Annotated in this window: 14 protein-coding genes; 5 read left to right on the forward strand and 9 right to left on the reverse strand. The window is 71.0% G+C overall.

What is annotated here, in order from left to right; translation table 11 throughout:
- Nucleotides 1-51: 51 nt before the first annotated feature.
- Nucleotides 52-1,482, reverse strand: coding sequence for a pyruvate kinase (gene pyk / locus ACFVTF_RS09550; protein WP_387811341.1), 1,431 nt, complete (start codon nt 1,480-1,482; stop codon nt 52-54).
- Nucleotides 1,483-1,763: 281 nt separating this feature from the next.
- On the opposite strand from pyk, the gene ACFVTF_RS09555 reads away from it, so the two are divergent.
- The 5 genes from ACFVTF_RS09555 (at nt 1,764) to ACFVTF_RS09575 (ending at nt 10,589) form a co-directional block, all read left to right on the forward strand.
- A complete protein-coding gene (locus tag ACFVTF_RS09555) occupies nt 1,764-2,840 on the forward strand; it encodes a hypothetical protein (protein ID WP_387811343.1) in 1,077 nt (358 codons plus the stop codon).
- Between the two features lie 8 nt (nt 2,841-2,848).
- Entirely contained in the window at nt 2,849-4,480 is a 1,632-nt protein-coding gene (locus ACFVTF_RS09560) for a VWA domain-containing protein (RefSeq protein ID WP_387811346.1), read from the forward strand.
- Nucleotides 4,467-5,021: a hypothetical protein gene (locus ACFVTF_RS09565; RefSeq protein WP_387811349.1), complete on the forward strand. Its 555-nt coding sequence runs from the start codon at nt 4,467-4,469 to the stop codon at nt 5,019-5,021. The genes ACFVTF_RS09560 and ACFVTF_RS09565 overlap by 14 nt, the downstream gene beginning before the upstream one ends.
- A gap of 254 nt (nt 5,022-5,275) precedes the next feature.
- Entirely contained in the window at nt 5,276-7,108 is a 1,833-nt protein-coding gene (locus tag ACFVTF_RS09570; RefSeq protein WP_387811352.1) for a bifunctional metallophosphatase/5'-nucleotidase, read from the forward strand.
- 334 nt (nt 7,109-7,442) lie between these two features.
- A complete protein-coding gene (locus ACFVTF_RS09575) occupies nt 7,443-10,589 on the forward strand; it encodes a discoidin domain-containing protein (RefSeq protein ID WP_387811355.1) in 3,147 nt (1,048 codons plus the stop codon).
- Between the two features lie 115 nt (nt 10,590-10,704).
- Here ACFVTF_RS09575 and ACFVTF_RS09580 read toward each other — a convergent pair whose 3' ends face one another.
- The 8 genes from ACFVTF_RS09580 to ACFVTF_RS09615 form a co-directional block, all read right to left on the reverse strand.
- Entirely contained in the window at nt 10,705-12,162 is a 1,458-nt protein-coding gene (locus ACFVTF_RS09580; RefSeq protein ID WP_387811358.1) for an aldehyde dehydrogenase family protein, read from the reverse strand.
- A gap of 84 nt (nt 12,163-12,246) precedes the next feature.
- On the reverse strand, nt 12,247-13,113 hold the full coding sequence (locus ACFVTF_RS09585; RefSeq protein WP_387811361.1) for a helix-turn-helix domain-containing protein: 867 nt from the start codon (nt 13,111-13,113) through the stop codon (nt 12,247-12,249).
- A gap of 343 nt (nt 13,114-13,456) precedes the next feature.
- Nucleotides 13,457-14,917 carry a glutamate synthase subunit beta gene (locus ACFVTF_RS09590; protein ID WP_371516587.1) on the reverse strand — a complete coding sequence of 487 codons (1,461 nt, stop codon included), beginning with the start codon at nt 14,915-14,917 and terminating at the stop codon, nt 13,457-13,459.
- Entirely contained in the window at nt 14,910-19,511 is a 4,602-nt protein-coding gene (gene gltB / locus ACFVTF_RS09595) for a glutamate synthase large subunit (protein WP_387811693.1), read from the reverse strand. Before gltB ends, ACFVTF_RS09590 begins: the two co-directional genes overlap by 8 nt.
- Nucleotides 19,512-19,965: 454 nt before the next feature.
- Complete coding sequence (locus ACFVTF_RS09600) at nt 19,966-20,688, reverse strand: VIT1/CCC1 transporter family protein (protein WP_387811696.1); 723 nt, start codon at nt 20,686-20,688, stop codon at nt 19,966-19,968.
- Between the two features lie 160 nt (nt 20,689-20,848).
- The gene (gene lgt, locus ACFVTF_RS09605) at nt 20,849-21,940 is read right to left on the reverse strand and encodes a prolipoprotein diacylglyceryl transferase (RefSeq protein WP_387811364.1); all 1,092 of its coding nucleotides are present in this window, start codon (nt 21,938-21,940) and stop codon (nt 20,849-20,851) included.
- A gap of 143 nt (nt 21,941-22,083) precedes the next feature.
- Nucleotides 22,084-22,947 (reverse strand): DsbA family protein, encoded by an 864-nt coding sequence (locus ACFVTF_RS09610; protein ID WP_371516589.1) that lies wholly within the window; start codon nt 22,945-22,947, stop codon nt 22,084-22,086.
- Between the two features lie 67 nt (nt 22,948-23,014).
- On the reverse strand, nt 23,015-23,533 hold the full coding sequence (locus ACFVTF_RS09615; RefSeq protein ID WP_350885695.1) for a MauE/DoxX family redox-associated membrane protein: 519 nt from the start codon (nt 23,531-23,533) through the stop codon (nt 23,015-23,017).
- Between the last annotated feature and the right edge of the window lie 47 nt (nt 23,534-23,580).

Below are 23,580 nucleotides of genomic sequence, written 5' to 3' on the forward strand. Positions count from 1 at the left end.
GCATCCCTCCATATGAGGGATGCCGCCATCGAAGAACCGTTCTGGCTCCGGTCAGTTGTCCAGGGTCCCCACGTGGTGGACGCGGACGAGGTTGGTGGAGCCGGCGAGGCCGGGCGGGGAGCCGGCGGTGATGACGACGATGTCGCCCTTCTGGCAGCGGCCGAGTGACAGGAGGGCCGCGTCGACCTGTTCGACCATCTGGTCGGTGGTGGGGGCGAAGGGGCCGAGGAAGGTCTCGACGCCCCAGGTGAGGGCGAGTTGGCTGCGGACGGCGGGTTCGTAGGTGAAGGCGAGGACGGGGATGGGCGAGCGGTAGCGGGTCAGCCGGCGGGCGGTGTCGCCGGACTGGGTGAAGGCGATGAGGTACTTGGCGTGCAGGAAGTCGCCGATCTCGGCGGCCGCGCGGGCGACGGCGCCGCCCTGGGTGCGCGGCTTGTTGCCGGTGGTCAGGGGCGGCAGTCCGGCGGCGAGGATGTCGGTTTCGGCGGCCTCGATGATGCGGCTCATGGTCTTGACGGTCTCGACGGGGTACTTGCCGACGGAGGTCTCGCCGGAGAGCATCACCGCGTCGGTCCCGTCGAGGACGGCGTTGGCGACGTCGGAGGCCTCGGCCCGGGTGGGCCGGGAGGCGTTGATCATCGAGTCGAGCATCTGGGTGGCGACGATGACCGGCTTGGCGTTGCGCTTGGCGAGCTTGACGGCGCGCTTCTGGACGAGCGGGACCTGTTCGAGGGGCATCTCCACGCCCAGGTCGCCGCGGGCCACCATGATGCCGTCGAAGGCGTCGACGATGGATTCCAGGTTGTCGACCGCCTGCGGCTTCTCGATCTTGGCGATGACGGGGACGAGGCGCCCCTCCTCGGCCATGATCCGGTGGACGTCCTCGATGTCGCGGCCGCTGCGGACGAAGGAGAGCGCGACCAGGTCGGCGCCGGTGCGCAGGCCCCACCGCAGGTCGGCGACGTCCTTGTCGCTGAGTGCGGGGACGGAGACGGCGACGCCGGGGAGGTTGAGGCCCTTGTGGTCGGAGACGAGGCCGCCTTCGATGACGAGGCAGCGCACGCGCGGCCCGTCGACCTCGACGACCTCCAGGGTGACCCGGCCGTCGTCGACGAGGATGCGTTCGCCGCGGGTGACGTCAGCGGCGAGGCCGGGGTAGGTGGTGCCGCAGATGTCCTTGTCTCCGACGACGCCGTTGTCGGTGGAGATGGTGAACTCGTCGCCGCGTTCGAGAAGTACGGGGCCGTGGGCGAAGGTGTCGAGCCGGATCTTCGGGCCTTGAAGGTCGACGAGGATGCCGACGCTGCGGCCGCTCTCGTCGGCGGCCTTGCGGACGCGGCGGTAGCGTTCCTCGTGCTCGTCGTGGGTTCCGTGGCTGAGGTTGAAGCGGGCGATGTCCATTCCGGCGTCGACCAGGGATTTGATCTGGTCGTACGAGTCGGTGGCCGGCCCGAGGGTGCAGACGATTTTTGCTCGGCGCATACTGCTGAGGGTAGGCATTACCGGCGCGTAACCACGACGCGGGTCCGGACGGCGGGATGACCTTTGCCGTAAGGCGAGTTGAACAATCTGACACATCCTCGGACCGGTGTGCGAGCACCTGCCCGGGTGCCGTCGCCGTCCGGCCTTCCGATGCGAACCCGTGAAGGGGTGTTCACCCTTGGTTCACTGTCGGTTCGGCCGCCGCTCCTCGCCCGGCGGGACGCTCGTCACCTCCGGGTGACCACCCGGACGACGTAGCGGACGAGGGGGAGGCGTTCGGCATGAGACGCACTCTGGGGGTGTTGGCGGCGTTGGCCCTGCTGGGCGGGGTGACGTACGCACTGATCCCGCAGGACGGCCCGGGCGGCGACATCGTCACCGTCTCCGGCCTGATCGGTTCGGAGAAGCGCGACTTCTTCCAGGATCCGCAGGTCGTCGCCGAGTTGGCCAAGCAGGGCATGAAGGTGAACGCGGAGAGCATCGGCTCCTGGCTGATGGACGGCGACGCGAAGGACTTCGCGTTCCCGGCCAGTCAGCCGCCGGCCGACAAGCTGCGCGCGGACTGGAACATCAAGGAGGTCCCGGTCCAGCCGTTCTACTCGCCGCTGGTGATCCTCGCGCACCGCCCGGTGGCGGACGTCCTGATGGCCAACGGCCTGGCCAGCCTGGACCGTTCCACCGAGCTGTGGACGTTCCGGATGGACGCCTACCTGGCCGCGCTGAAGGCCGGCCGCACCTGGCCGGACCTCGCGGGCGCGGCCGAGCACGCGGAGTTGAAGGGCCCGGTGTTCCTCACCACCACCGACCCGGAGACGTCCTCCTCGGGGGCGCTGCACATCGCCCTGCTGTCGTACCTGTTGAACAACCGCCAGGTGGTCTACGACCAGGCCGGGATCGACGCCACCAAGGACGTGCTGCGCACGGCGACGGCGATCCAGGGCGGCCAGAAGAGCAGCAGCGACGAGCCGTTCAAGGCCTTCCTGGCCGGGGTCGGCAATCCGCTGGTGCTCGCGTACGAGTCGCAGGCCGCCGCGATGGTGCTGAAGGGCGAGTCGACCGGCGACATGGTGGTGCTGTATCCGGACACCACCATCTACACCGACCACACCATCGTCGGCCGCACGCCGAACGGCCGGCGGCTGGCCGCCCTGCTGCACGACAACGCCGAACTGCGGCGGCTGGAGGCGAAGTTCGGCTTCCGCCCGCAGGACGACCCGGACGCCTTCGCCGCGCTGGTGAAGGGCAGGACCCCGGTCCTGGCGCCCAATCTCGCGGCGGCGAAGGTCAACCAGCCGCAGATTCCCGTGCCCGACGTCCTGACCAGGCTGATCAAGGCCGCCAAGGGGAAGGCTCAGTGAACTCCCGGATGAAGAAGCACAGTTGGCCGGTCGCCGCGCTGGCGACCCTGCTGGCGGCCACCGCCTGCACCTCCACCCCGCCGGGCCCGAAGCCGTCCGACCCGCCGGCCACGACGGCGCAGGCGGGGGTGCTGCGGGTGCTGGCCGGCAGCGAGCTGCAGGACCTGGCGCCGATCCTGGAGGACGCCCGGAAGGCGACCGGGGTGACGGTGCAGTTCTCCTGGACGGGCTCGCTGGACGGCGCGGACGCGGTGTCCTCGGGCCGGGCGGACGGCAAGTACGACGCGGTGTGGTTCCCGTCCAACCAGTACCTGCGGCTGGACGACGCGGGGAAGTCGAAGGTGCTGTCGGAGACTCCGGTGATGGTGTCGCCGGTGGCGGTGGGGGTGCGCTCCTCGGTCCTCAACGAGCTCGGCTGGGGGGACGGTTCGAAGGTCTCCTGGGCGCAGATCGGGGATGCGGCGTCGGCCGGGAAGCTGGCGTACGGGATGGCGGACCCGTCCCGGTCGAACTCGGGCTTCTCGACGCTGGTGGCGGTGGCGTCGGCGTTCTCGGGTGCGGGGGCGGCGCTGACCGAGGGGGACGTGCAGAAGGCGGCGCCGCAGTTGAAGCAGTTCTTCACCGGCCAGAAGCTGACGTCGGGCTCCTCGGGCTGGCTGGCGCAGGCGTACACCCGGGCGGAGCCGGGCAAGGTCGGGGCGCTGGTGAACTACGAGTCGGTGCTGCTGTCGATGAACAAGTCGCTGGCGGCGGACCAGCAGTTGGCGGTGATCCGCCCGGTGGACGGGGTGGTGTCGGCGGACTATCCGCTGTCGCTGCTGTCCTCGTCCGCGCAGCGGGAGCGGGACTCCTTCCAGCGGTTGACGGCGTACCTGTTGAAGGAGGACGTGCAGAAACGGATCTCCGAGGTGACGCTGCGCCGCCCGGTGGCGCCGGGGGTGTCGCCGGCGGCCGGGCTGCCGGCGGACCGGCGGCGGGAGCTGCCGTTCCCGGGGAGCCGGGCGGTGGCGGACGGGCTGCTGGCCTCGTACCAGAACGAGCTGCGGCGGCCGTCGCGGACGGTGTACGTGCTGGACACCTCGGGGTCGATGGAGGGTTCGCGGATCTCGGCGCTGAAGTCGGCGCTGGGCCGGTTGACGGGGGCGGACGACACCCGGGCGGTGCGCCGCTTCCGGGACCGCGAGGAGGTGACGCTGATCTCCTTCGCGTCGAAGGTGAAGTGGGCGAGGACGCACGCGGTGCCGGCCTCGGGGAGCAAGCCGGGCCCGGAGGCGGAGCTGGCGGCGATCGACGCGGACGTGCAGTCACTGGCGGCGTCGGGGGGTACGGCGCTGTACGACTCGCTGGAGGAGGCGTACCGGGTGATCGACCGGCAGCAGTCGGCGGCGGGGGACGACCGGTTCACGTCGATCGTGCTGATGACCGACGGGGAGAGCAACGAGGGGGCTTCGGACGGCGACTTCAAGCGGTTCCACGACGGGCTGCCGGCCGGGCAGAAGTCGATCCCGGTGTTCCCGATCAAGTTCGGGGAGGCGGCGGTGAGCCAGTTGCAGGGGATCGCGGACGTGAGCGGCGGCAAGCTGTTCGACGGGTCGGGTTCGCTGGACGGGGTGTTCGAGGAGATCCGTGGCTACCAGTGACGGGTTCGGCCGGCGGGTGCTGCGGTACCTGGAGTCGGCCCGGAACCTGGTCGGCTGCGGGGGCGGCGCGGTGGGGCTGGGGCTGCACTTCGCCGGGCTGGGCGGGGCGTGGTGGCCGGCGGTGGTGGCGGGGCTGTACGGGGCGGGCGCGCTGCTGACGCCGGGCCCGCGGACGGCGCCGCCCGTCGTCCTGCCCGTCGTCCTGCCTGTCGATCCGCTGCTACTGCCACCGACGCCCGGGCCGCGACCGGAGCCCGAGCCGGAGCCCGCACCGCGGCCCGATCCCGAACTCGCGGCACTGGCCGACTACCTGGCCACGGTGCCGCTGCCGGATTCGGCGGGGGTGGCGGGCCTGCTGGTGGCGCTGCGTTCGGCGGAGCCGGGGCCGGTGCCCGAGGAGATCGTGCGGCACCGGCTGCCGGTGGCGGTGGCCGGCTACCTGCGGGCGCTGACCTGGCGGCCGTGGGCGGGGCCGGACGCGCCGGACCCGGAGGCGGAGCTCGGCCACGAGGTGCGCCGACTGGTCGCGGACCTGGCCTGAGGGCCCTGACCTGAGGGCCCTGCCCGAGGAGACCCGGGCGGGGCCCCTTACCACCCCGCCCTCCGCGCACCCCCGTCACGAACGAGTCGCCAAGATCTCACCTGCTGGAAACGTCGGAGGACTATCCACCGGCCGGGCCCGCACGGCACACTTCTACGCGCGTCCTTCTACGCGCGTCGATGCGCGTCGGCACGCCACCCGAACACCAGTTGACGGACCATCGGGCCGTCAGTCCCCACCCGGGAGAGTCGTCCATGCCCCTGAACCGCCGTGACTTCGTCACCCGGTCCGCCGCCACCGCCGCCGGCGCCGCCCTGACCGGCGGAGCAGTCGTCGCCGCCGCCCCCGCCGCCGTGGCCGCCGAGCCGGTTCCGGCGGCCGCCAAGGGCAAGCGCAAGGGCCGCAAGCAGGCCTTCACCGTCATGGGCACCACCGACCTGCACGGCCGGGTGCTCAACTGGGACTACTTCACCGACGCCGTGTACGCCGACAAGGCGCACAACGACGTCGGCCTCGCCAAGATCTCCACCCTGGCCAACCAGGTCCGCGAGGAGAAGGGCTGGGACCGCTGCCTGCTGATCGACTCCGGCGACATCATCCAGGGCACCCAGCTGACCTACTACTACGCCCGGATCGAGCCGATCGCCACCGACGGCGACAACGTGCCCGACCACCCGATGGCCGTCGCCATGAACCTCATGGGCTACGACGCCGCCGCGCTCGGCAACCACGAGTTCAACTACGGCATCCCCACCCTGAAGGCCTTCGAGGACCAGCTGGAGTTCCCGCTGCTGGGCGCCAACGCGCTGCACGCGAAGAACGAGAAGCCGGCCTTCAAGCCGTACGTGATCAAGGAGGTGTGGCTGGACGAGGACACCCCGCTGAAGGTCGGCATCCTCGGCCTCACCAACCCGGGCATCGCGATCTGGGACAAGGCCAACGTCACCGGCAAGATGGTCTTCCCGGGCATCGTCGAGACGGCCGCCAAGTACGTGCCCCGGATGAAGGCCGCGGGCGCGGACGTCATCGTCGTCTCCGCCCACTCCGGCATCGACGAGCCGACCACCTACGGCGACCAGCTGCCCTGGCCCGAGGACGCCTCCGGCGAGATGGCCGAGACCGTTCCGGGCATCGACGCGGTGCTGGTGGGCCACACCCACAAGGAGGTGGCGCAGCGGCTGATCGTCAACAAGAAGACCGGCAGGACCGTGGTGCTCTCCGAGCCGCTGTGCTGGGGCCAGCGCCTGAGCTGCTTCGACTTCGACGTCGAGTTCGCCGACGGCGCGTGGAAGGTCCTCTCGGTGTCCTCGCGGGTGCTGAACTCCAACACCGTGCCGGAGAACCCGGAGATCGTGGACGCGCTGACCGAGCAGCACAAGAAGGTCGTGGCGTACGTCAACCAGCAGATCGGCACCTGCAAGACGGACCTGTCGATCGCCGAGGCGCGGTTCCGGGCGACCCCGATCATCGACCTGATCGGCCGGGTGCAGGCGGACGCGGTGAAGGCGGCGCTGGCGGGCGGGCAGTACGCCAACCTGCCGGTGCTGGCGCAGGCGGCGCCGTTCAACCGGACGGCGCTGATCCCGGCGGGCCAGGTGAAGCTGCGCGACGCGGCGGGTCTGTACATCTACGAGAACACCCTGGAGGCGCGCGTCCTGACGGGTGCGCAGCTGAAGGACTACCTGGAGTTCTCGGCCAAGTACTACAACCAGCTGGCCCCGGGCGCGCCGGTCGACAAGGACGCGCTGACCGGTGCGGAGACCACGCCGGACTACAACTACGACTCGGTGTACGGGCTGAGCTACGACATCGACATCGCGCAGCCGAAGGGCAAGCGGATCGTCAACCTGTCGTTCCAGGGCAAGCCGATCGACCCGGCCGCGCAGTTCGTCCTGGCGGTCAACAACTACCGTGCCAACGGCGGCGGCAACTTCCCGCACGTGGCGCAGGCCAAGCTGGTCTGGTCGAACTCGGACGAGATCCGCAACACGATGATCGCCTGGGTGAAGGCCAAGGGCGTCATCGACCCGGCCGACTTCTTCACCGACTCCTGGCGCCTGGTGCGCGCCGGCCAGCCGGTGTTCTAGCCCGCCCGGCCCCTTTCCGCTGAACCGAGGAGCCCCGTGCCGCCACCGCGGCCGGGGCTCCTCGTCATGTCCGGGCCCGTCACGTCGCGTCCGGGCCCGTCACGTCATGTCCGGGTCCAGGTCCGTCACGTCGTGGCCACATCGGGTCTACTCAGTCGCTCCGTGACCTGACTATCCTTCAACGAAGTTTCACGATATGTCGATTGCATAACATCTGGAAAGGGACATGGTGGGCAAAAAAACTGCGAGGGTCCTCATACCCTCCCTGCTCGGCGCCCTGTTGGCTCCCCTGTCACCAGGGTCGGCATCCGCGGCCACGGCACCGTCCGTGTGGGTGGAGAGCGGCTACGACCACGTCTTCTCGTCCTCGGCCGTCCCCGGCCGCGCCACCCAGCGGGTCGACCTGTTCGCCGCCCGCAACGAGACCCAGGCCGCCCAGATCGCGGTGCGCTCCGGCGCCCAACTGACCGGCCTCCAGCTGGTCCCCGGCGACCTGGCCGGTCCGGGCGGGGCCACCATCCCGGCCTCGCGGATCACCGTGAACCGGGAGTACAACCACCCGAACGTCGACAAGAAGACCGACTGGACGGGCAACGACCACCAGGAGCCGCCGGACGGCGGGTCGAGCTACTACGACGCGCTGGTCGAGAACACCCCGTACAGCCTCGCCGCCAACACCACCCAGCCGTACTACTACAGCGTCGCGGTGCCGACCGGGCAGGCCCCCGGGGTCTACACCGGGCGGGCCACCGTGCAGAGTTCGGGCGGCGCGGTGGACGTCCCGGTCTCGGTGACGGTGTACGACGCGGCGGTGCCGCCGGCCAACCGGTCGACGTTCCGGATGAACAACTGGTTCACCTCGGTCGGCTGGGACTACAACTGGACCGAGGCCTCGATCCCCGCGCAGTACACCAAGAGCGACGGCTCGGGCGCGCCGGTCAAGGCCTTCGACGAGGACTGGTGGAAGGTCATCACCAACTTCGCCGCCGACCACGCCAAGCACCGCAACAACGTGGTCTACGCCGACTTCCAGGCCCTGTCCATCCCGGACACCACCTCGGACGCCAACGGCAAGCTGACCTTCAGCTGGAAGAACTTCGACCGCTTCCTGCAGACCTTCCAGGACGCCGGCGCCCTGCAGTACATCTACACCCCCACCCTGCTGGAGGGCAGCAGCGACCTGGAGACCCTCGTCCCGAACGGCCGGGGCGGTGTCCAGAAGGTGTTCCAGCAGGCCGGTTCGGACGCGGCCGGCACGTACCTGGACACGGTGTTCAAGGCGCTCAAGGACCACCTCGACACCAAGTGCCTGGACTCCGGTCCGACCTGCGCCCCGGGGCGGCGCTGGAGCGACGTCTTCTACATGAGCGCCGTCGACGAGCCCAACCCCGCCGACACCGCCCAGACCCGGAACGCGGTGTGGCTCTACGACCACTACAAGCGCGCGTTCCCGGCCGGCCTGAGCAACGAGTCCCGTCAGAGCCCGGTCCCCGGCATCGACGGCTCGCTCAGCACGGTGACCTCCATCGGCGGGCCGCAGTACGACGAGAACACGGCGTACTACCAGAACCTCCGCCTCTCCGGGAAGGACTTCTGGCTCTACTACTGCAACAACCCCACCGACAAGCACCTCAACCGCTACATCAGCTACCCGCTGTCCGACTCCCGGCTGACGCCGTGGATGGTGGCGTCCGCCGGCGGCAACGGCTTCCTGCACTGGGGCTGGAACATCTGGACCGACCCCAACAACAACTACGCCCCCCTCGACACCTTCAACGGCAGGATGGACGGCGACTTCTACCTCGTCCGTCCCAACAAGGCCACCTACGGCGTCTACGACAGCGTCCGCAGCGAGGCCCTGCTCGCCGGCATCCAGGACTACGAGCTGCTGCACCAGCTCTCCGCCACCAAGCCGGTGCTGGCCCGCGCGCTCATCGGCTCGCTGATCAGCGGCACCACCAGCTTCTCCACCTCCGGCGCGGCGGCCGACCAGCGGCACAAGCAGCTCCTCGACGCGCTCGCCTCCCCCGCCCCGGACGCGGCCTTCCCGTTCACCGACGACTTCGGCGCGGACAAGGACGCCTCCTGGCGCACCGTCCGCGGCTCCTGGTCGGCGGCCGGGGACGGCGGGTACGTGCAGGGTGACGCCAACTCCGGCTGGGACGTGGTCGCGGGCCTGACCGGGCGCGCGTACCAGGACGTCTCGGCCTCCGTCGACGTCCGGATCACCGGAGTCCGGCCCGACGGCGGCGACACCAACTGGGCGGGCATGGTGGTCCGCAACCAGAACCCGACCGAGTCGCAGACCGGGTACCTGGTCGCGCTGCGCAACACCGGCGAGGTGTTCGTCAACCGCAGTGGCGTCCCGCTGGCGTCGGCCAAGGTGCCGGGCTACACCCCGGGCCAGACGGTCAGCCTGCGGGTGTCCGCCCAGGGCGGCACGATCAAGGTGTACGCCGGGGCCGTCCAACTGCTCACCGTGACCGACCAGGGCTACCCGGTCGGCGGCTTCGGCCTCGCCACCGGCGGGGCGTCCGCCCGCTTCGAGCACGTGCGGCTCAACCCGGGCACCGACCCGGCGGAGAACGCCGCCGTCGTCACCTCCAGCACGTACGAGGGCGACGGCTGGAGCACGGCCGCGCTGACCGACGGGCGCCGGGGCCTGGCCACCGGCACCAACGGCTGGAGCAGCAACACCGACGTGAACGCGGACCACAGCGAGTGGGCGCAGCTGGACCTCGGCTCGACCCGGCGGATCAGCCGGGTGGACCTCCACCCGCGCGCCGACGGTCCGGCCGCCGGCAAGGGCTTCCCGGTGGACTTCACCGTCCAGGTCTCCGCGGACGGCTCCACCTGGTCGACCGTCGCCGACCGCAAGAACTACCCGAAGCCGTCGGACGCCTCCGTCCAGACCTTCCCGTTCCAGGCCGCCGACGTGCGCTACGTCCGGGTGACGGGGACCAGGCTCGGCACCGACCCGAACGGCCAGTACCGGATGCAGTTCGCCGAGATCGAGGCGGCGGGCGGCGAGCTGGCGGTCAACCGGCCGGTCCAGGCGTCGAGTTCGGCGGGCCCCTACAGCTGGCGGCCGGCCGCGGTCAACGACGGTATCGCGAACTCCACGCTCGACTACTCGATGGGCTGGAGCAGCGCCCGCTCCGCCGGGCCGGTCGCGAACGAGTGGGTCACCGTGGACCTCCAGGGCCCCAGCCTGATCAGCCGGGTGAGCCTGACCCCGCGCAACGACGGTGCCAACACCGGTCTGGGCTTCCCGGTGGACTACACCGTCCAGGTCTCGGCGGACGGCTCCACCTGGTCGACCGTCGCCACCCGGACGGGCACGCCGCGCCCCGGCGCGGCGCCGCAGGTCCTCACCTTCGCTCCGACCACGGCCCGGTACGTGAAGGTCGCCGGAACCCGGCTGAGCGCCGACCAGTTCGGCGACTACTACCTCCAGCTCGGTGAACTCGGCGTGAGCTGACCCAGGACCGCTCTCGGGCCCCCGACGGGATCCATCCGCCGGGGGCCTCGCGCTGTCCGAAGCGGCATCGTCAAGGGCGGCACCACCGAAAGCCGCACCGCCAGACCAATCACGCTCAGAACGGGAAGGCCGTGCGCCCGTGCTGGACGGAGATCCACTTCACGGTGGTGAACGCGTCCACCGTGGACTCCCCGTTGAGTCGCCCGATGCCGGAGTTCTTCTCCCCGCCGAACGGCACCGCCGGCTCGTCGGCGATGGTCCCGCCGTTGACGTGGATCATGCCGGTCTCGATCCGGTGCGCGACCCGGACGCCGCGCTCGACGTCGCCGGTGTGCACCGCGCCGCTGAGCCCGAAGGGGCTGTCGTTGGCGAGCCGGACGGCCTCGTCCTCGCCGTCGAAGGGCACCACGAGCACGACCGGGCCGAAGAGTTCGCGCTGGAGGATCGGCGCGTCCTCGGCCAGCCCGGTGAGGACGACGGGCTCCATCAGGCTGCCGACCGTGGTGCCGCGCAGCAGTGCGGTGGCGCCGGCGGCGATGGCCTGGTCGACCTGGGCGGTGATGGTGTCGGCCTGGACGGGGTTGATCAGCGGGCCGATCTGGGTGGCCGGGTCCTTGGGGTCGCCGACGGTGAGCGAGGAGATCTTCGCGACGAACTTGGCGGTGAACTCGGCCTCGACGGAGCGGTCGACGAGGATGCGGTTGGCGGCCATGCAGACCTGGCCCTGGTGGGCGAAGCGGCTGAACACGGCGGCGTCCACGGCGTAGTCGAGGTCGGCGTCGTCGAGCACGATCAGCGCGCTGTTGCCGCCGAGTTCGAGCACGGTGCGCTTGAAGTTGGCGGCGGCGACGGTGGCGACGTGCCGGCCGATCCGGTCGGAGCCGGTGAAGGCGATGACCTTGGGCACCGGGTGCTCGATGAAGGCGTCGCCGATCTCGGCGATGTCGGTGACCACGACGTTGAACAGCCCGGCCGGCAGGCCCGCCTCCTCGAAGAGCCGGGCGATCAGGGTGCCGCCGACGATCGGGGTCTCCTGGTGCGGCTTGAGCACCACGCCGTTGCCCAGGGCGAGGGCGGGGGCGACGGCCTTGATCGAGAGGTACAGCGGGAAGTTGAACGGGCTGATCACGCCGACGACGCCGACCGGCAGCCGGTAGAGGCGGTTCTCCTGGCCCTCCGTGATCGAGGGCAGCAGCCGGCCCTCCAGGCCCAGGGCCACCCGCAGGCAGTCCCGCAGCATGTCCTTGACCAGGGAGAGTTCGAAGGCGGCCTTGAGCGCGGTGCCGCCGAGCTCGGCCATGATGGCGTGGGTGATCTCCTCCTCGCGCTCCTCGATCAGGCGCAGCACGCGTTCGAAGACGAGCCGGCGGGCGTAGGGGGTGGTGGCGGCCCACTGCTTCTGGGCCCGTTCGGCGGCCCGGTAGGCCCGGTCGACCTCGGCGGTGGTGGCGACGGTGATGGTGGCGAGCTTGTCGCCGGTGTAGGGGTCGACGTCGACGATGTCCCAGGAGCCGCTGCCGCTGCACCATTCGCCGTCGATGTACTGCAGCGCCAACTCGGAGAAGTACGACATCTGATCCCTCTCGTGCCGGTTCGGGGAACGTCGGCGGGCGAGCCGCTACGGCCCGGTCTGATTGGGCATCATCGTACTGACGTCTCAGAGCTCTTGGCGTACGGAGTACAGGAGCTGCCGGGTCTGTTCGGGGTCGAGGCTGTCGGCGAGCAGCCCTTCCATGGCGTGGCGGTACTCGGCGACCTCGGCCGGCTTGTCGAGGTAGAGCGCGGTGGTGAACTGTTCGACGTAGACGACGTCGGCGAGTTCGGGTTCGGCGAAGCCGAGCACGGTGAAGGCGCCGCTCTCGGCGCTCAGTCCGGTGCAGCCCAGCGGCAGCACCCGGAGCCGGACGTTGGGCAGTTCGCCGAGTTCGAGCAGCCGGTCGATCTGGTTGCGCATCAGCTCGGGGCCGCCCCAGGGGCGGCGCAGCGCGGCCTCGTCGAGGATCGCGAGCAGGCGGGGGCCGCTCTCGGCGGTGAGCACGGCCTGGCGTTTGAGCCGGACCTCGACGCGGCGTTCGATCTCGCCGGGGTCGGTGACGTGGCCGCCGGCGGCGATGACGGCGCGGGCGTAGTCGGCGGTCTGGAGCAGCCCGTGGACGAACTGGACCTCGTAGCTGCGGATCTCGGCGACGGCTTCTTCCAGGCCGACGTAGTTCTGGAACCAGGCGGGCAGCACGTCGCCGTACTCGTGCCACCAGGAGGTGGCGTTGGCGTCCCGGACGAGTCCGAGGACGGTGGCGCGTTCCTGCTCGGCCTCGACGCCGTAGAGGGTGAGCAGGTCGGCGACGTCGCGTTCCTTGAAGCCGACCCGGCCGAGTTCCATCCGGCTGATCTTGGACTCGGAGGCGCGGATCGAGTAGCCGGCCTCCTCGCGGCTGACGCCCCTGGCCTCGCGGAGCTTGCGCAGCTGGGTGCCGAGCAGCAGGCGCCGTACCGTGGCGCCTCCGCTTGTCTGAGTCGTGCTCATCGCGTCAACCTCCGCACTCGCGCAGCAGCCCCCCGGCCGTCGGCGGCAGTCTGCCACCTGGCACCGACGAACAACAGTCCGTCCGGTCAGGCCCTCCCGCGCGGCGTCCGGAACGGGCCTACGGTAGACCCAAGTCCTGGGAAATGTCTGAGAGTTGACACGGCCCTTGACGGGCCGGCCGACTTCGGGGTAGAGCGGGGGAACGCGACGGCGCCCGCCCTCCAACTGGTCGGGGAAGAGGGCAGGCGCCAGGAGACCGCGTTGGCCCGGCGACGCTGGCGGGGGCAGCGGGTTGAGCTCCCGGCGATGCGGCACCGGGGGTTCGGGGGGGCCGGTCGGCCCGTCAGACGACCAGCGGGCGGTCGGTGGGACGGATCGGGGCCGGCAGTGGGGTCTTGCCGCCGAGGTACTTGTCCACCGCGGCTGCGGCCGAGCGGCCTTCCGCGATGGCCCAGACGATCAGCGACTGACCGCGACCGGCGTCTCCGCAGACGTACACGCCATCGACATTGGTGGCGAACCGGCCGTCGCGGCCAATGTTACCGCGCGCGTCCAGGTCCACGCCGAGCTGCTCGACCAGGCCGTTGCGGACGTCGGTGCCGGTGAAGCCCATGGCCAGGGTGACGAGCTGCGCCGGGATGGCCCGCTCGGTGCCGGGGACGGGCTCGAAGCGGCCGTCCTTGAACTCGACCTCGACGAGGTGCAGCTCCTGGACGTTGCCGTCCTCGTCGCCGGTGAAGCGGGTGGTGTTCACGGAGTAGATCCGCTCGCCGCCCTCCTCGTGCGCGGAGGTGACCTTGTAGGTCATCGGCATGGTCGGCCAGGGCTGGTGGCCGGGGCGCTCCTCGGAGGGCCGCGGCATGATCTCCAGCTGGGTGACGGAGGCCGCGCCCTGGCGGTGGGCGGTGCCGACGCAGTCGGCGCCGGTGTCGCCGCCGCCGATGACGACGACGTGCTTGCCCTTGGCGCTGATCGGCGACTCGACGAAGTCGCCCTCCTGCACCTTGTTGGCCAGCGGCAGGTACTCCATGGCCTGGTGGACGCCCTTGAGCTCGCGCCCGGGCACCGCCAGGTCGCGCGCGGTGGTGGCGCCGGCGGCGACGACGACGGCGTCGAAGCGCTCGCGCAGCTGCTGGCCGGTGATGTCCTCGCCGACGTGCACGCCGGTGCGGAAGCGGGTGCCCTCCGCGCGCATCTGCTCGACGCGGCGGTTGATGTGGCGCTTCTCCATCTTGAACTCGGGGATGCCGTAGCGCAGCAGGCCGCCGACGCGGTCGGCGCGCTCGTACACGACGACGGTGTGCCCGGCCCGGGTGAGCTGCTGGGCGACGGCCAGGCCGGCCGGGCCGGAGCCGACGACGGCGACGGTCTTGCCGGACAGCCGCTCCGGGACCTGCGGCGTGACGCCGCCGCGGTCCCAGGCCTTGTCGATGATGGTGACCTCGACGTTCTTGATGGTCACCGCGTCCTGGTTGATGCCGAGCACGCAGGCCGACTCGCAGGGCGCCGGGCAGAGGCGGCCGGTGAACTCCGGGAAGTTGTTGGTCGCGTGCAGCCGCTCGATCGCGCCGACGAAGTCGTCCCGGTAGGCGAGGTCGTTCCACTCGGGGATGAGGTTCCCGAGCGGGCAGCCGTTGTGGCAGAACGGGATGCCGCAGTCCATGCAGCGGCCGGCCTGCTCGGTGATGATCGGCAGGAGGCTGCGCTCGACGTAGACCTCGTTCCAGTCCCGCAGGCGCACGTCGACGGGTCGCCGCTCGGCCAGCTGCTTGGGCGTGGTCAGGAAGCCCTTGGGGTCAGCCATTAGCCGCCTCCATCATCTTGCGAGTGGTCTCGGCCTCGGAGAGGCCATCGCGCTCAGCGGCGTCCTTGGCGGCGAGCACTGCCTTGTAGTCGGTCGGCATGATCGTGGAGAAGCGGGAGACCCCGCTGCCCCAGTCGGCCAGGAGTTCGGCGGCGACGGTGGAGCCGGTCTCCTCGTAGTGCTGCTGCACGGTCTCGCGCAGCCAGTCGCGGTCGGCGGCGGAGGGGGCCTCGATGCCCACCAGGCCGTCGTTGACGTTCGCGGGGCGCAGGTCCAGGACGTAGGCGATGCCGCCGGACATGCCGGCCGCCAGGTTGCGCCCGGTCTCGCCGAGGATGACGACCCGGCCGCCGGTCATGTACTCCAGGCCGTGGTCGCCCACGCCCTCGACGACCAGGGTGGCGCCGGAGTTGCGGACGGCGAAGCGCTCGCCGGCCTTGCCGCGCAGGTGGATCCGGCCGGAGGTGGCGCCGTAGCCGATGGTGTTGCCGGCGATGACGTGGTTCTGGGCGTCGTTGCCGATGGCCGCGGCGTCGCGGGCCGGGCGGACGATCACGACGCCGCCGGAGAGGCCCTTGCCGACGTAGTCGTTGGCGTCGCCCTCCAGCCGCAGGGTCACGCCGCGCGGCACGAAGGCGCCGAAGGACTGCCCGGCGGAGCCGGTGAAGGTGACGTCGATGGTGCCCTCGGGCAGGCCCTCGCCGCGGTAGCGCTTGGTCACCTCGTGGCCGAGCATGGTGCCGACGGTGCGGTTGACGTTGCGGATCGGCAGCTGGATGCGGACGGTCTCGCCGCGCTCCAGGGCGTCCTCGGCGAGCGTGATCAGCTGGTTGTCCAGGGCCTTGTCGAGCGCGTGGTCCTGGGAGGTGGTGCGGTGGCGGGCCGCGCCCTCGGGCAGCTGGGGGACGTGGAAGAGCGGGGCCAGGTCGAGCCCGGCGGCCTTCCAGTGGTCGATGGCGGCGGCCGCGTCGATGTGCTCGGCGTGGCCGACGGCCTCCTCGATCGTGCGGAAGCCCAGCTCGGCGAGGATCTCCCGGACCTCCTCGGCGATGAACTCGAAGAAGTTGACCACGAACTCGGGCTTGCCGGAGAAGCGCTCGCGCAGCACCGGGTTCTGGGTGGCGACGCCGACCGGGCAGGTGTCCAGGTGGCAGACGCGCATCATGATGCAGCCGGAGACGACCAGCGGCGCGGTGGCGAAGCCGAACTCCTCGGCGCCGAGCAGCGCGGCGATGACGACGTCGCGGCCGGTCTTGAGCTGGCCGTCGGTCTGCACGACGATGCGGTCGCGCAGGCCGTTGAGCAGCAGGGTCTGCTGGGTCTCGGCGAGGCCGAGCTCCCAGGGGCCGCCCGCGTGCTTGAGCGAGGTCAGCGGGGAGGCGCCGGTGCCGCCGTCGTGCCCGGAGACCAGCACCACGTCGGCGTGCGCCTTGGAGACGCCCGCGGCGACCGTGCCGACGCCGACCTCGGACACCAGCTTCACGTGGATGCGGGCGACCGGGTTGGCGTTCTTGAGGTCGTGGATGAGCTGCGCCAGGTCCTCGATCGAGTAGATGTCGTGGTGCGGCGGCGGCGAGATCAGGCCGACACCCGGCGTGGAGTGCCGGGTCTTGGCGACCCACGGGTAGACCTTGTGGCCGGGCAGCTGGCCGCCCTCGCCGGGCTTGGCGCCCTGGGCCATCTTGATCTGGATGTCGTCGGCGTTGACCAGGTACTCGGAGGTGACGCCGAAGCGGCCGGAGGCGACCTGCTTGATGGCCGAGCGGCGCTCGGGGTCGTACAGGCGGTCCGGGTCCTCGCCGCCCTCGCCGGTGTTGGACTTGCCGCCGAGGCGGTTCATCGCGATGGCGAGGGTCTCGTGCGCCTCCAGGGAGATGGAGCCGTACGACATGGCGCCGGTGGAGAAGCGCTTGACGATCTCGGAGACGGGCTCGACCTCCTCGACCGGGATCGGGGTCCGGCCGAGGGCGTCCAGCTGGAACAGGCCGCGCAGCGTCATCAGGCGGGTGGACTGCTCGTTCACCCGGTCCGTGTACTGCTTGAAGATGTCGTACCGGCGGTTGCGGGTGGAGTGCTGGAGCCGGAAGACGGTGTCCGGGTCGAACAGGTGCGGCTCACCCTCGCGGCGCCACTGGTACTCGCCGCCGATCTCCAGCGCGCGGTGCGCGGCCGGGATGCCGGAGGCCGGGTAGGCCTTGGCGTGGCGGGCGGCGGTCTCCTTGGCGATCTCCTCCAGGCCGATGCCGCCGAGCTTGGTGGTGGTGCCGGCGAAGTAGCCGTCGACCAGCTCCTGGGAGAGGCCGATGGCCTCGAAGACCTGGGCGCCGCGGTAGGAGGCGACGGTCGAGATGCCCATCTTGGACATGACCTTGAGCACGCCCTTGCCGAGCGCCTTGATCAGGTTCTTGATGGCCTTCTCGGCCTCGACGCCCTGGATGAACACCTTCTGGGCGACGAGGTCCTCGACGGACTCCATGGCCAGGTACGGGTTGACGGCGCCGGCGCCGTAGCCGATCAGCAGCGCGACGTGGTGCACCTCGCGGACGTCGCCGGCCTCGACCAGCAGCGACACCTGGGTGCGCTGCTTGGTGCGGATGAGGTGGTGGTGGATCGCGGAGGTGAGCAGCAGCGAGGGGATCGGGGCGTGCTCGGCGTCGGAGTGCCGGTCGGAGAGCACGACGATCCGGGCGCCGTCGGCGATCGCGGCGTCGGCCTCGGCGGCGATCTCGGCCAGCCGGGCGGCCAGGCCCCGGCCGCCCGCGGCGACCTTGTAGAGGCCGGAGAGCGTGACGGCCTTGAGGCCGGGCTGGTCGCCGTCGTGGTTGATGTGGACGAGCTTGGCCAGCTCGTCGTTGTCGATCACCGGGAAGGTGATGCCGACCGAGCGGCAGGCGGCGGCCTCGGCGGCCAGCAGGTTGCCCTCGGGGCCGAGGTTGCTGAGCAGCGAGGTGACGAGCTCCTCGCGGATGGCGTCCAGCGGCGGGTTGGTGACCTGCGCGAAGAGCTGGACGAAGTAGTCGAACAGCAGGCGCGGCTTCTCGCTGAGCGCGGCGATCGGCGAGTCGGTGCCCATCGAGCCGAGCGCCTCGCCGCCGGTCTTGGCCATCGGCGCGAGGATGACCCGCAGCTCCTCCTCGGTGTAGCCGAAGGTCTGCTGGCGGCGGGTGACCGAGGCGTGGGTGTGGAAGATGTGCTCGCGCTCGGGCAGCTTGGCGAGCTGGATCTGCCCGGCGGCGACCCACTCCGCGTAGGGGTGCTCGGCGGCGAGGGAGGACTTGATCTCCTCGTCCCCGACGATGCGGCCCTCGGCGGTGTCGACGAGGAACATCCGGCCGGGCTGGAGGCGGCCCTTCTTGGCGACCTTCTCCTGGTCGATGTCGAGCACGCCGACCTCGGAGGAGAGGACGACGAGGCCGTCCTCGGTGATCCAGTAGCGGGCCGGGCGCAGGCCGTTGCGGTCGAGCACGGCGCCGATCTGGGTGCCGTCGGTGAAGGTGACGCAGGCCGGGCCGTCCCAGGGCTCCATCAGGTTGGAGTGGTACTGGTAGAAGGCGCGGCGGGCCGGGTCCATGGTGGCGTGGTTCTCCCACGCCTCCGGGATCATCATCAGCACCGAGTGCGGCAGCGAGCGGCCGCCGAGGTGGAGCAGCTCCAGGACCTCGTCGAAGGAGGCGGAGTCGGAGTGCTCCGGGGTGCAGACCGGGAAGATCCGCTCCAGGCCCCGGCCGTTGCGGTTGGCGGGGATGAGGTCGGTGGCGAGCTGGGACTCGCGGGCGCTCATCCAGTTGCGGTTGCCCTTGACCGTGTTGATCTCGCCGTTGTGGGCGACGAACCGGTACGGGTGGGCGAGCGGCCAGCTCGGGAAGGTGTTGGTGGAGAAGCGCGAGTGCACCAGGCCGACGGCGGAGGCGTAGGAGCGGTCCGACAGGTCGGGGAAGAAGGGCTCCAGCTGGCCGGTGGTCAGCATGCCCTTGTAGACGATGGTGCGCGCGGACAGCGACGGGAAGTAGACCCCGACCTCGCGCTCGGAGCGCTTGCGGACGACGAAGGCGGTCCGGTCGAGCTCGATCCCGGCCAGGCCCTCCTTGGCGAGGAAGAGCTGCCGGAAGCGCGGCATGACGCTGCGGGCGGTGGCGCCGAGCAGGTCCGGGGTGACGGGGACGTCGCGCCAGCCGAGGACGGTGAGGTCCTCCTCGGCCGCGATGGCCTCGATCCGGGCGACGGCGTCCGCGTCGGCGGCGTCCTCGTCGGGCAGGAAGGCGATGCCGACCGCGTAGGAGCCGGCGGCGGGGAGCTCGAAGTCGACCTTGCCGCGCAGGAAGGCGTCCGGGATCTGGGTGAGGATGCCGGCGCCGTCACCGGAGTCCGGCTCGGCGCCGGTGGCGCCGCGGTGCTCCAGGTTGCGCAGGACGGTCAGCGCCTGTTCGACGATGGTGTGGTCGGCGATGCCGGTCAGCGTGGCGACGAAACCGACGCCGCAGGCGTCGTGCTCGTTTCGCGGGTCGTACAGGCCCTGAGCGGTAGGTCGCGCATCCGGAACGAGCGCGTACGGCTGGCGGGCTGCGCCGGCCTGGGGCTCGTTGGCGGAGTGCATGGATGCAGGCAGCATCGGCTCTCCCGTCGTCGTCTTTCGGCTGTGTGGTGCAAGGAGGGACGACGTTGGCCCTGATGCGATTTCGTGCAAGTTACATGATGCCCAAGATCCCGGGAAGTGGAATATCTCGTCCACATGGCGGACTGATCCGCAGGTCAAGGGGGGAATGAGAGGACGCGCCACAATGCGCGTCCCCTCGATTGTGCCCGGCGGTCGGCCGCCTGAAACAGGGGCGAAACCCGATCGCCACACGCGACGATCAAGGACGCCTGTGAATCGATCCCGAGGGCTCACCCGCGGATGCGAATCCTCGGCCCCGAGGCCCGAATGGTGAGACTAGGCCAGGCGCCGCCCGGCAGCCGTGTGCGGAACGTCACGCACTGCCCGGCATAGTCATGCACTCTTCCGGGTCGTCACACACACCCCGGCCGGACACACCCCGGCCGGACAGGACCTAGCCGACGTGCCCGCCGATCAGCCACCCCAGCAGGTACGTCACCCCGGCCGCCGCCCCGCCCAGCACCAGCTGCCGCAGCCCGCTGAACCACCAGCTGCGCGCCGTCACCCGCGCCACCACCGCGCCGCACAGGAACAGCCCCACCACCGACAGCAGCAGCGCCGGCATCAGCGAGGTCGCCCCCAGCAGGTACGGCAGCAGCGGCAGCAGCGCGCCCACCGCGAAGCAGACGAAGGACGACCCGGCGGCCACCCACGGTGACGGCAGGTCGTTCGGGTCGATGCCCAGCTCCTCCCGGGCGTGGATCTCCAGGGCCTGGTCGGGGTTGGCGGACAGCTGCCGGGCCACCTCGTGGGCGAGGTCCGGCTCCACCCCTCGGGTGATGTACAGCTGTGCCAGCTCGGCCAGCTCGCCGTGCGGGTTGCGGCTCAGCTCCAGCCGCTCGGCCTCGATCTCGGCCTGCACCAGCTCGGCCTGCGAGGCCACCGAGGTGTACTCCCCCGCCGCCATCGAGCAGGCGCCGGCCACCAGCCCGGCGAGCCCGGTCAGCACCACCGTGCCGCTGGACGCCGAGCCGCCGACCACGCCGGTCATCAGCGCGAAGTTGGAGACCAGGCCGTCCATCGCGCCGAACACGGCGGGCCGCAGCCAGCCTCCGTTCACGTCCCGGTGGTGCCCGGCAGCGGGTATGCGGGGGTGGTGCCCGGCCTCGGGCTCCAGGGTGGTCGCGCTCACGGCAGTTCCCCTCCGTTCGATTCGTCTGCCCCGACCGTAGACCGTCTGACCTGCGCATTTCCAGCAAAGTAAGGCTGTCCGAACAGCGCTTCGGCCGCCCTGCGCGAGCATCGCGCGGGCGGCCGAAGCGGGGGGAACTCCCAGGTCAGGTCAGGTTCTTGGCATTCTTGTCGGCGCTCTCGACGGCTTCGGAGGCTGCCTCCGCGTCCGCCTTTTCGTCCGTGGACTGAGACAGTTCGGCGGTCTCACCGGCCCCGGCGACCTTCTCGGACGGCGCGGGCCTCCCGCCGGCCTTGTCCGCCGGAGCGGCCTTGCCGGCCTTCTCGGCCTTGCCCGACTTCTCGGACACCGCGGCCTTGCCGGACACCGAGGCCTTCTCGGACGGGCCCTGCGCCTCGCCCTCCTCGTCGGCCAGCGGGTCGATGCTCGCCGGGTCCTCCCGGCCGGGCCGCTTCTTGCCCACGACCACCAGGTAGACCACGGCGCCGATGAACACCACGATCGACGTCCAGTCGTTCAGCCGCAGGCCGAAGTAGACGTGCGCCTCGTCGATCCGCAGCCACTCGGTCCAGAACCGGCCCACCGTGTACGCGGCCACGTACAGCGCGAAGGCCCGGCCGTGCCCCAGCTTGAAGCGGCGGTCGGCCCAGATCACCAGCAGCGCGACCCCGACGCACCAGATCGACTCGTACAGGAAGGTCGGGTGGTAGACGCCCTTGACGACCTCGCCGCCCGGGAGCGTCTTGTCGATCTCCAGGCCCCACGGCAGCGTGGTCGGCCGGCCGTACAGCTCCTGGTTGAAGTAGTTGCCCCAGCGGCCCATCGCCTGCGCGAGCGCGATGCCCGGCGCGATGGCGTCCGCGTACGCGGGCAGCGGCACGCCCCGGCGGCGGCAGCCGATCCAGGCCCCGACCGCGCCGAGCGCGACGGCGCCCCAGATGCCGAGGCCGCCCTCCCAGATCTTGAAGGCGTTCCAGGGGTTCTTGCCGGCCCCGAAGTACAGCTGGTGGTCGGTGATCACGTGGTACAGCCGGCCGCCGACCAGGCCGAAGGGCACGGCCCAGACGGCGATGTCGCCGACCGTGTGCTTGGCACCGCCCCGGGCGACCCAGCGCTTGCTGCCGAGCCAGACGGCTACGACGACACCGAGGATGATGCAGAAGGCGTAGGCGCGCAGCGGGATCGGTCCGAGGTGCAGGACGCCCCGCGACGGGCTGGGAATGTAGGCGATATCCATGGCGGTTCCGACGCTACAGGGTCTGCGGCCCCTGCTGGACACCCCCGGGGTCACAGATGCCGAACAACGGGCACCGGGAACGGCGCCGCCGCCCCCTCCGGACGGGGAGGGGGCGGCGGCGGTCACCCGGCGGTGTGCGGGGCTCAGCCCGCGGTCGGCGACGGGTTGTTGGCCTCCGAGGCGGTGCTGGTGGGCGCGGGGGTCTGCCCGTTGGAGCCCGCTGTGCCCAGCTGCTTGCCCTGGTTGGCGGCGTCGACCCACTTCACCAGGTTCGCCGGGGTGATCTCCTCGGCGCCGTTCTTGGGGTAGATCGGCTGGCCGTTGAGCAGCACGGTCGGGGTGGACTTGTAGCTCGATTTGTCGAAGTCCTGCTGCACGGACGACACCCATCCGCCGTACTTGTTGTCGTTGACGCAGGCCTGGAAGGCGGGCGTGTCGAGGCCGTCGACCTGCTTGGCGAGGTTGATCAGGACGGCCTTGTCGCCGAAGGCGTCGCTGGTCTCGTCCGGCTGGTTGCGGTACAGCACGTCGTGGAAGTCCCGGAAGTGCCCGGCGTCCTGGGCGCAGGCCAGCGCGTTGGCGCCGGCCTTGGAGCCCTTGCCCGGGACGGCCCGGTCGATGAACGACACGATGTGGTAGTTGGTGTAGATCTTGCCGGCGTCTTCCAGCTGGTCGACGGTCGAGGAGAACTCGCGCTCGAAGATCCCGCAGGCCGGGCAGCGCGGGTCCTCGTAGACGGTGAGGACGGCCGGGGCGTTGGCCGAGCCGGCCGGGATGACCAGGTTCTTGTCGCCGATCGTCCCGGCGGGGGCGGCGACCGGGGTCTCCGGCTTGGAGCGCTGGTTCTGCACCACGACGCCGGTGACCACGGCGGCGGCGATCACCACGAGCACCGCGCCGCCCACCAACAGCTTCTTCCTGCGCCTGGACGTGGCCTCGTCGGCCGCCCGCTGCTCCAGCATCCGCTCGCGGGCGGTGCGCTTGCCTTCTCGGTTCTTCTCGCTCATTGCCTTGACATCCACAATCGGGGAGGGCCTTCGTGGGGTGGGGTGGGGGTGCCGCGGGGCCGGCCGGTCAGCTCGCCAGCCAGCCGTCCGCCGAGAACCTGGTGCGGGGCCGCCACAGCAGCCACCCGGCCAGCAGGAGGAACCCGGTGTCGCGCAGGATCTCCTGGAGGTACTCGGTCTGCGAGGCGTCGACGTGCCCGCCGCCGCCGAAGCAGCCGCAGTCGATCGAGATGCCGCGCGCCCAGGCGGCGGCGATCCCGGCGATGAAGGTGAGCAGCAGCAGCGCGGAGACGCCGGCGACGATCCGGACGCCGAGGCCGATCACCAGCAGCAGGGCGAGCGCCAGCTCCAGGAAGGGCAGGGCGTAGCCGACCGGCTTGACCAGGCCCTCGGGCAGGATCTCGTAGGCGCGGACGGCCTGGGCGGCCTCCGCCGGGTCGGCGATCTTGGCCAGGCCGGCCCAGCCCCAGACCACCGCGAGGCCGAGCCGGACGACGGTGCCCAGCCACGGACTCCAGGCCGGCACCGGCCGCCGGGCGGGCGGCGCGGGCGCCGGGTCACCGGGCTGCGCTGCCGGGCCGGCCATCAGGGAACCCCCCTCGGGAAACTCGTTCACTTCCTGATGAACCGTAA

This window comes from Kitasatospora sp. NPDC057940 (genome assembly GCF_042887425.1).
Lineage (GTDB): Bacteria > Actinomycetota > Actinomycetes > Streptomycetales > Streptomycetaceae > Kitasatospora.

What these genes read in the sequence shown, in the direction of transcription:
- pyk (WP_387811341.1), bottom strand. Translation starts at nt 1,482, where the DNA reads ATGCGCCGAGCAAAAATCGTCTGCACCCTCGGGCCGGCCACCGACTCG.
- ACFVTF_RS09555 (WP_387811343.1), top strand. Translation starts at nt 1,764, where the DNA reads ATGAGACGCACTCTGGGGGTGTTGGCGGCGTTGGCCCTGCTGGGCGGG.
- ACFVTF_RS09560 (WP_387811346.1), top strand. Translation starts at nt 2,849, where the DNA reads ATGAAGAAGCACAGTTGGCCGGTCGCCGCGCTGGCGACCCTGCTGGCG.
- ACFVTF_RS09570 (WP_387811352.1), top strand. Translation starts at nt 5,276, where the DNA reads ATGCCCCTGAACCGCCGTGACTTCGTCACCCGGTCCGCCGCCACCGCC.
- ACFVTF_RS09580 (WP_387811358.1), bottom strand. Translation starts at nt 12,162, where the DNA reads ATGTCGTACTTCTCCGAGTTGGCGCTGCAGTACATCGACGGCGAATGG.
- ACFVTF_RS09585 (WP_387811361.1), bottom strand. Translation starts at nt 13,113, where the DNA reads ATGAGCACGACTCAGACAAGCGGAGGCGCCACGGTACGGCGCCTGCTG.
- ACFVTF_RS09590 (WP_371516587.1), bottom strand. Translation starts at nt 14,917, where the DNA reads ATGGCTGACCCCAAGGGCTTCCTGACCACGCCCAAGCAGCTGGCCGAG.
- gltB (WP_387811693.1), bottom strand. Translation starts at nt 19,511, where the DNA reads ATGCACTCCGCCAACGAGCCCCAGGCCGGCGCAGCCCGCCAGCCGTAC.
- lgt (WP_387811364.1), bottom strand. Translation starts at nt 21,940, where the DNA reads ATGGATATCGCCTACATTCCCAGCCCGTCGCGGGGCGTCCTGCACCTC.
- ACFVTF_RS09610 (WP_371516589.1), bottom strand. Translation starts at nt 22,947, where the DNA reads ATGAGCGAGAAGAACCGAGAAGGCAAGCGCACCGCCCGCGAGCGGATG.
- ACFVTF_RS09615 (WP_350885695.1), bottom strand. Translation starts at nt 23,533, where the DNA reads ATGGCCGGCCCGGCAGCGCAGCCCGGTGACCCGGCGCCCGCGCCGCCC.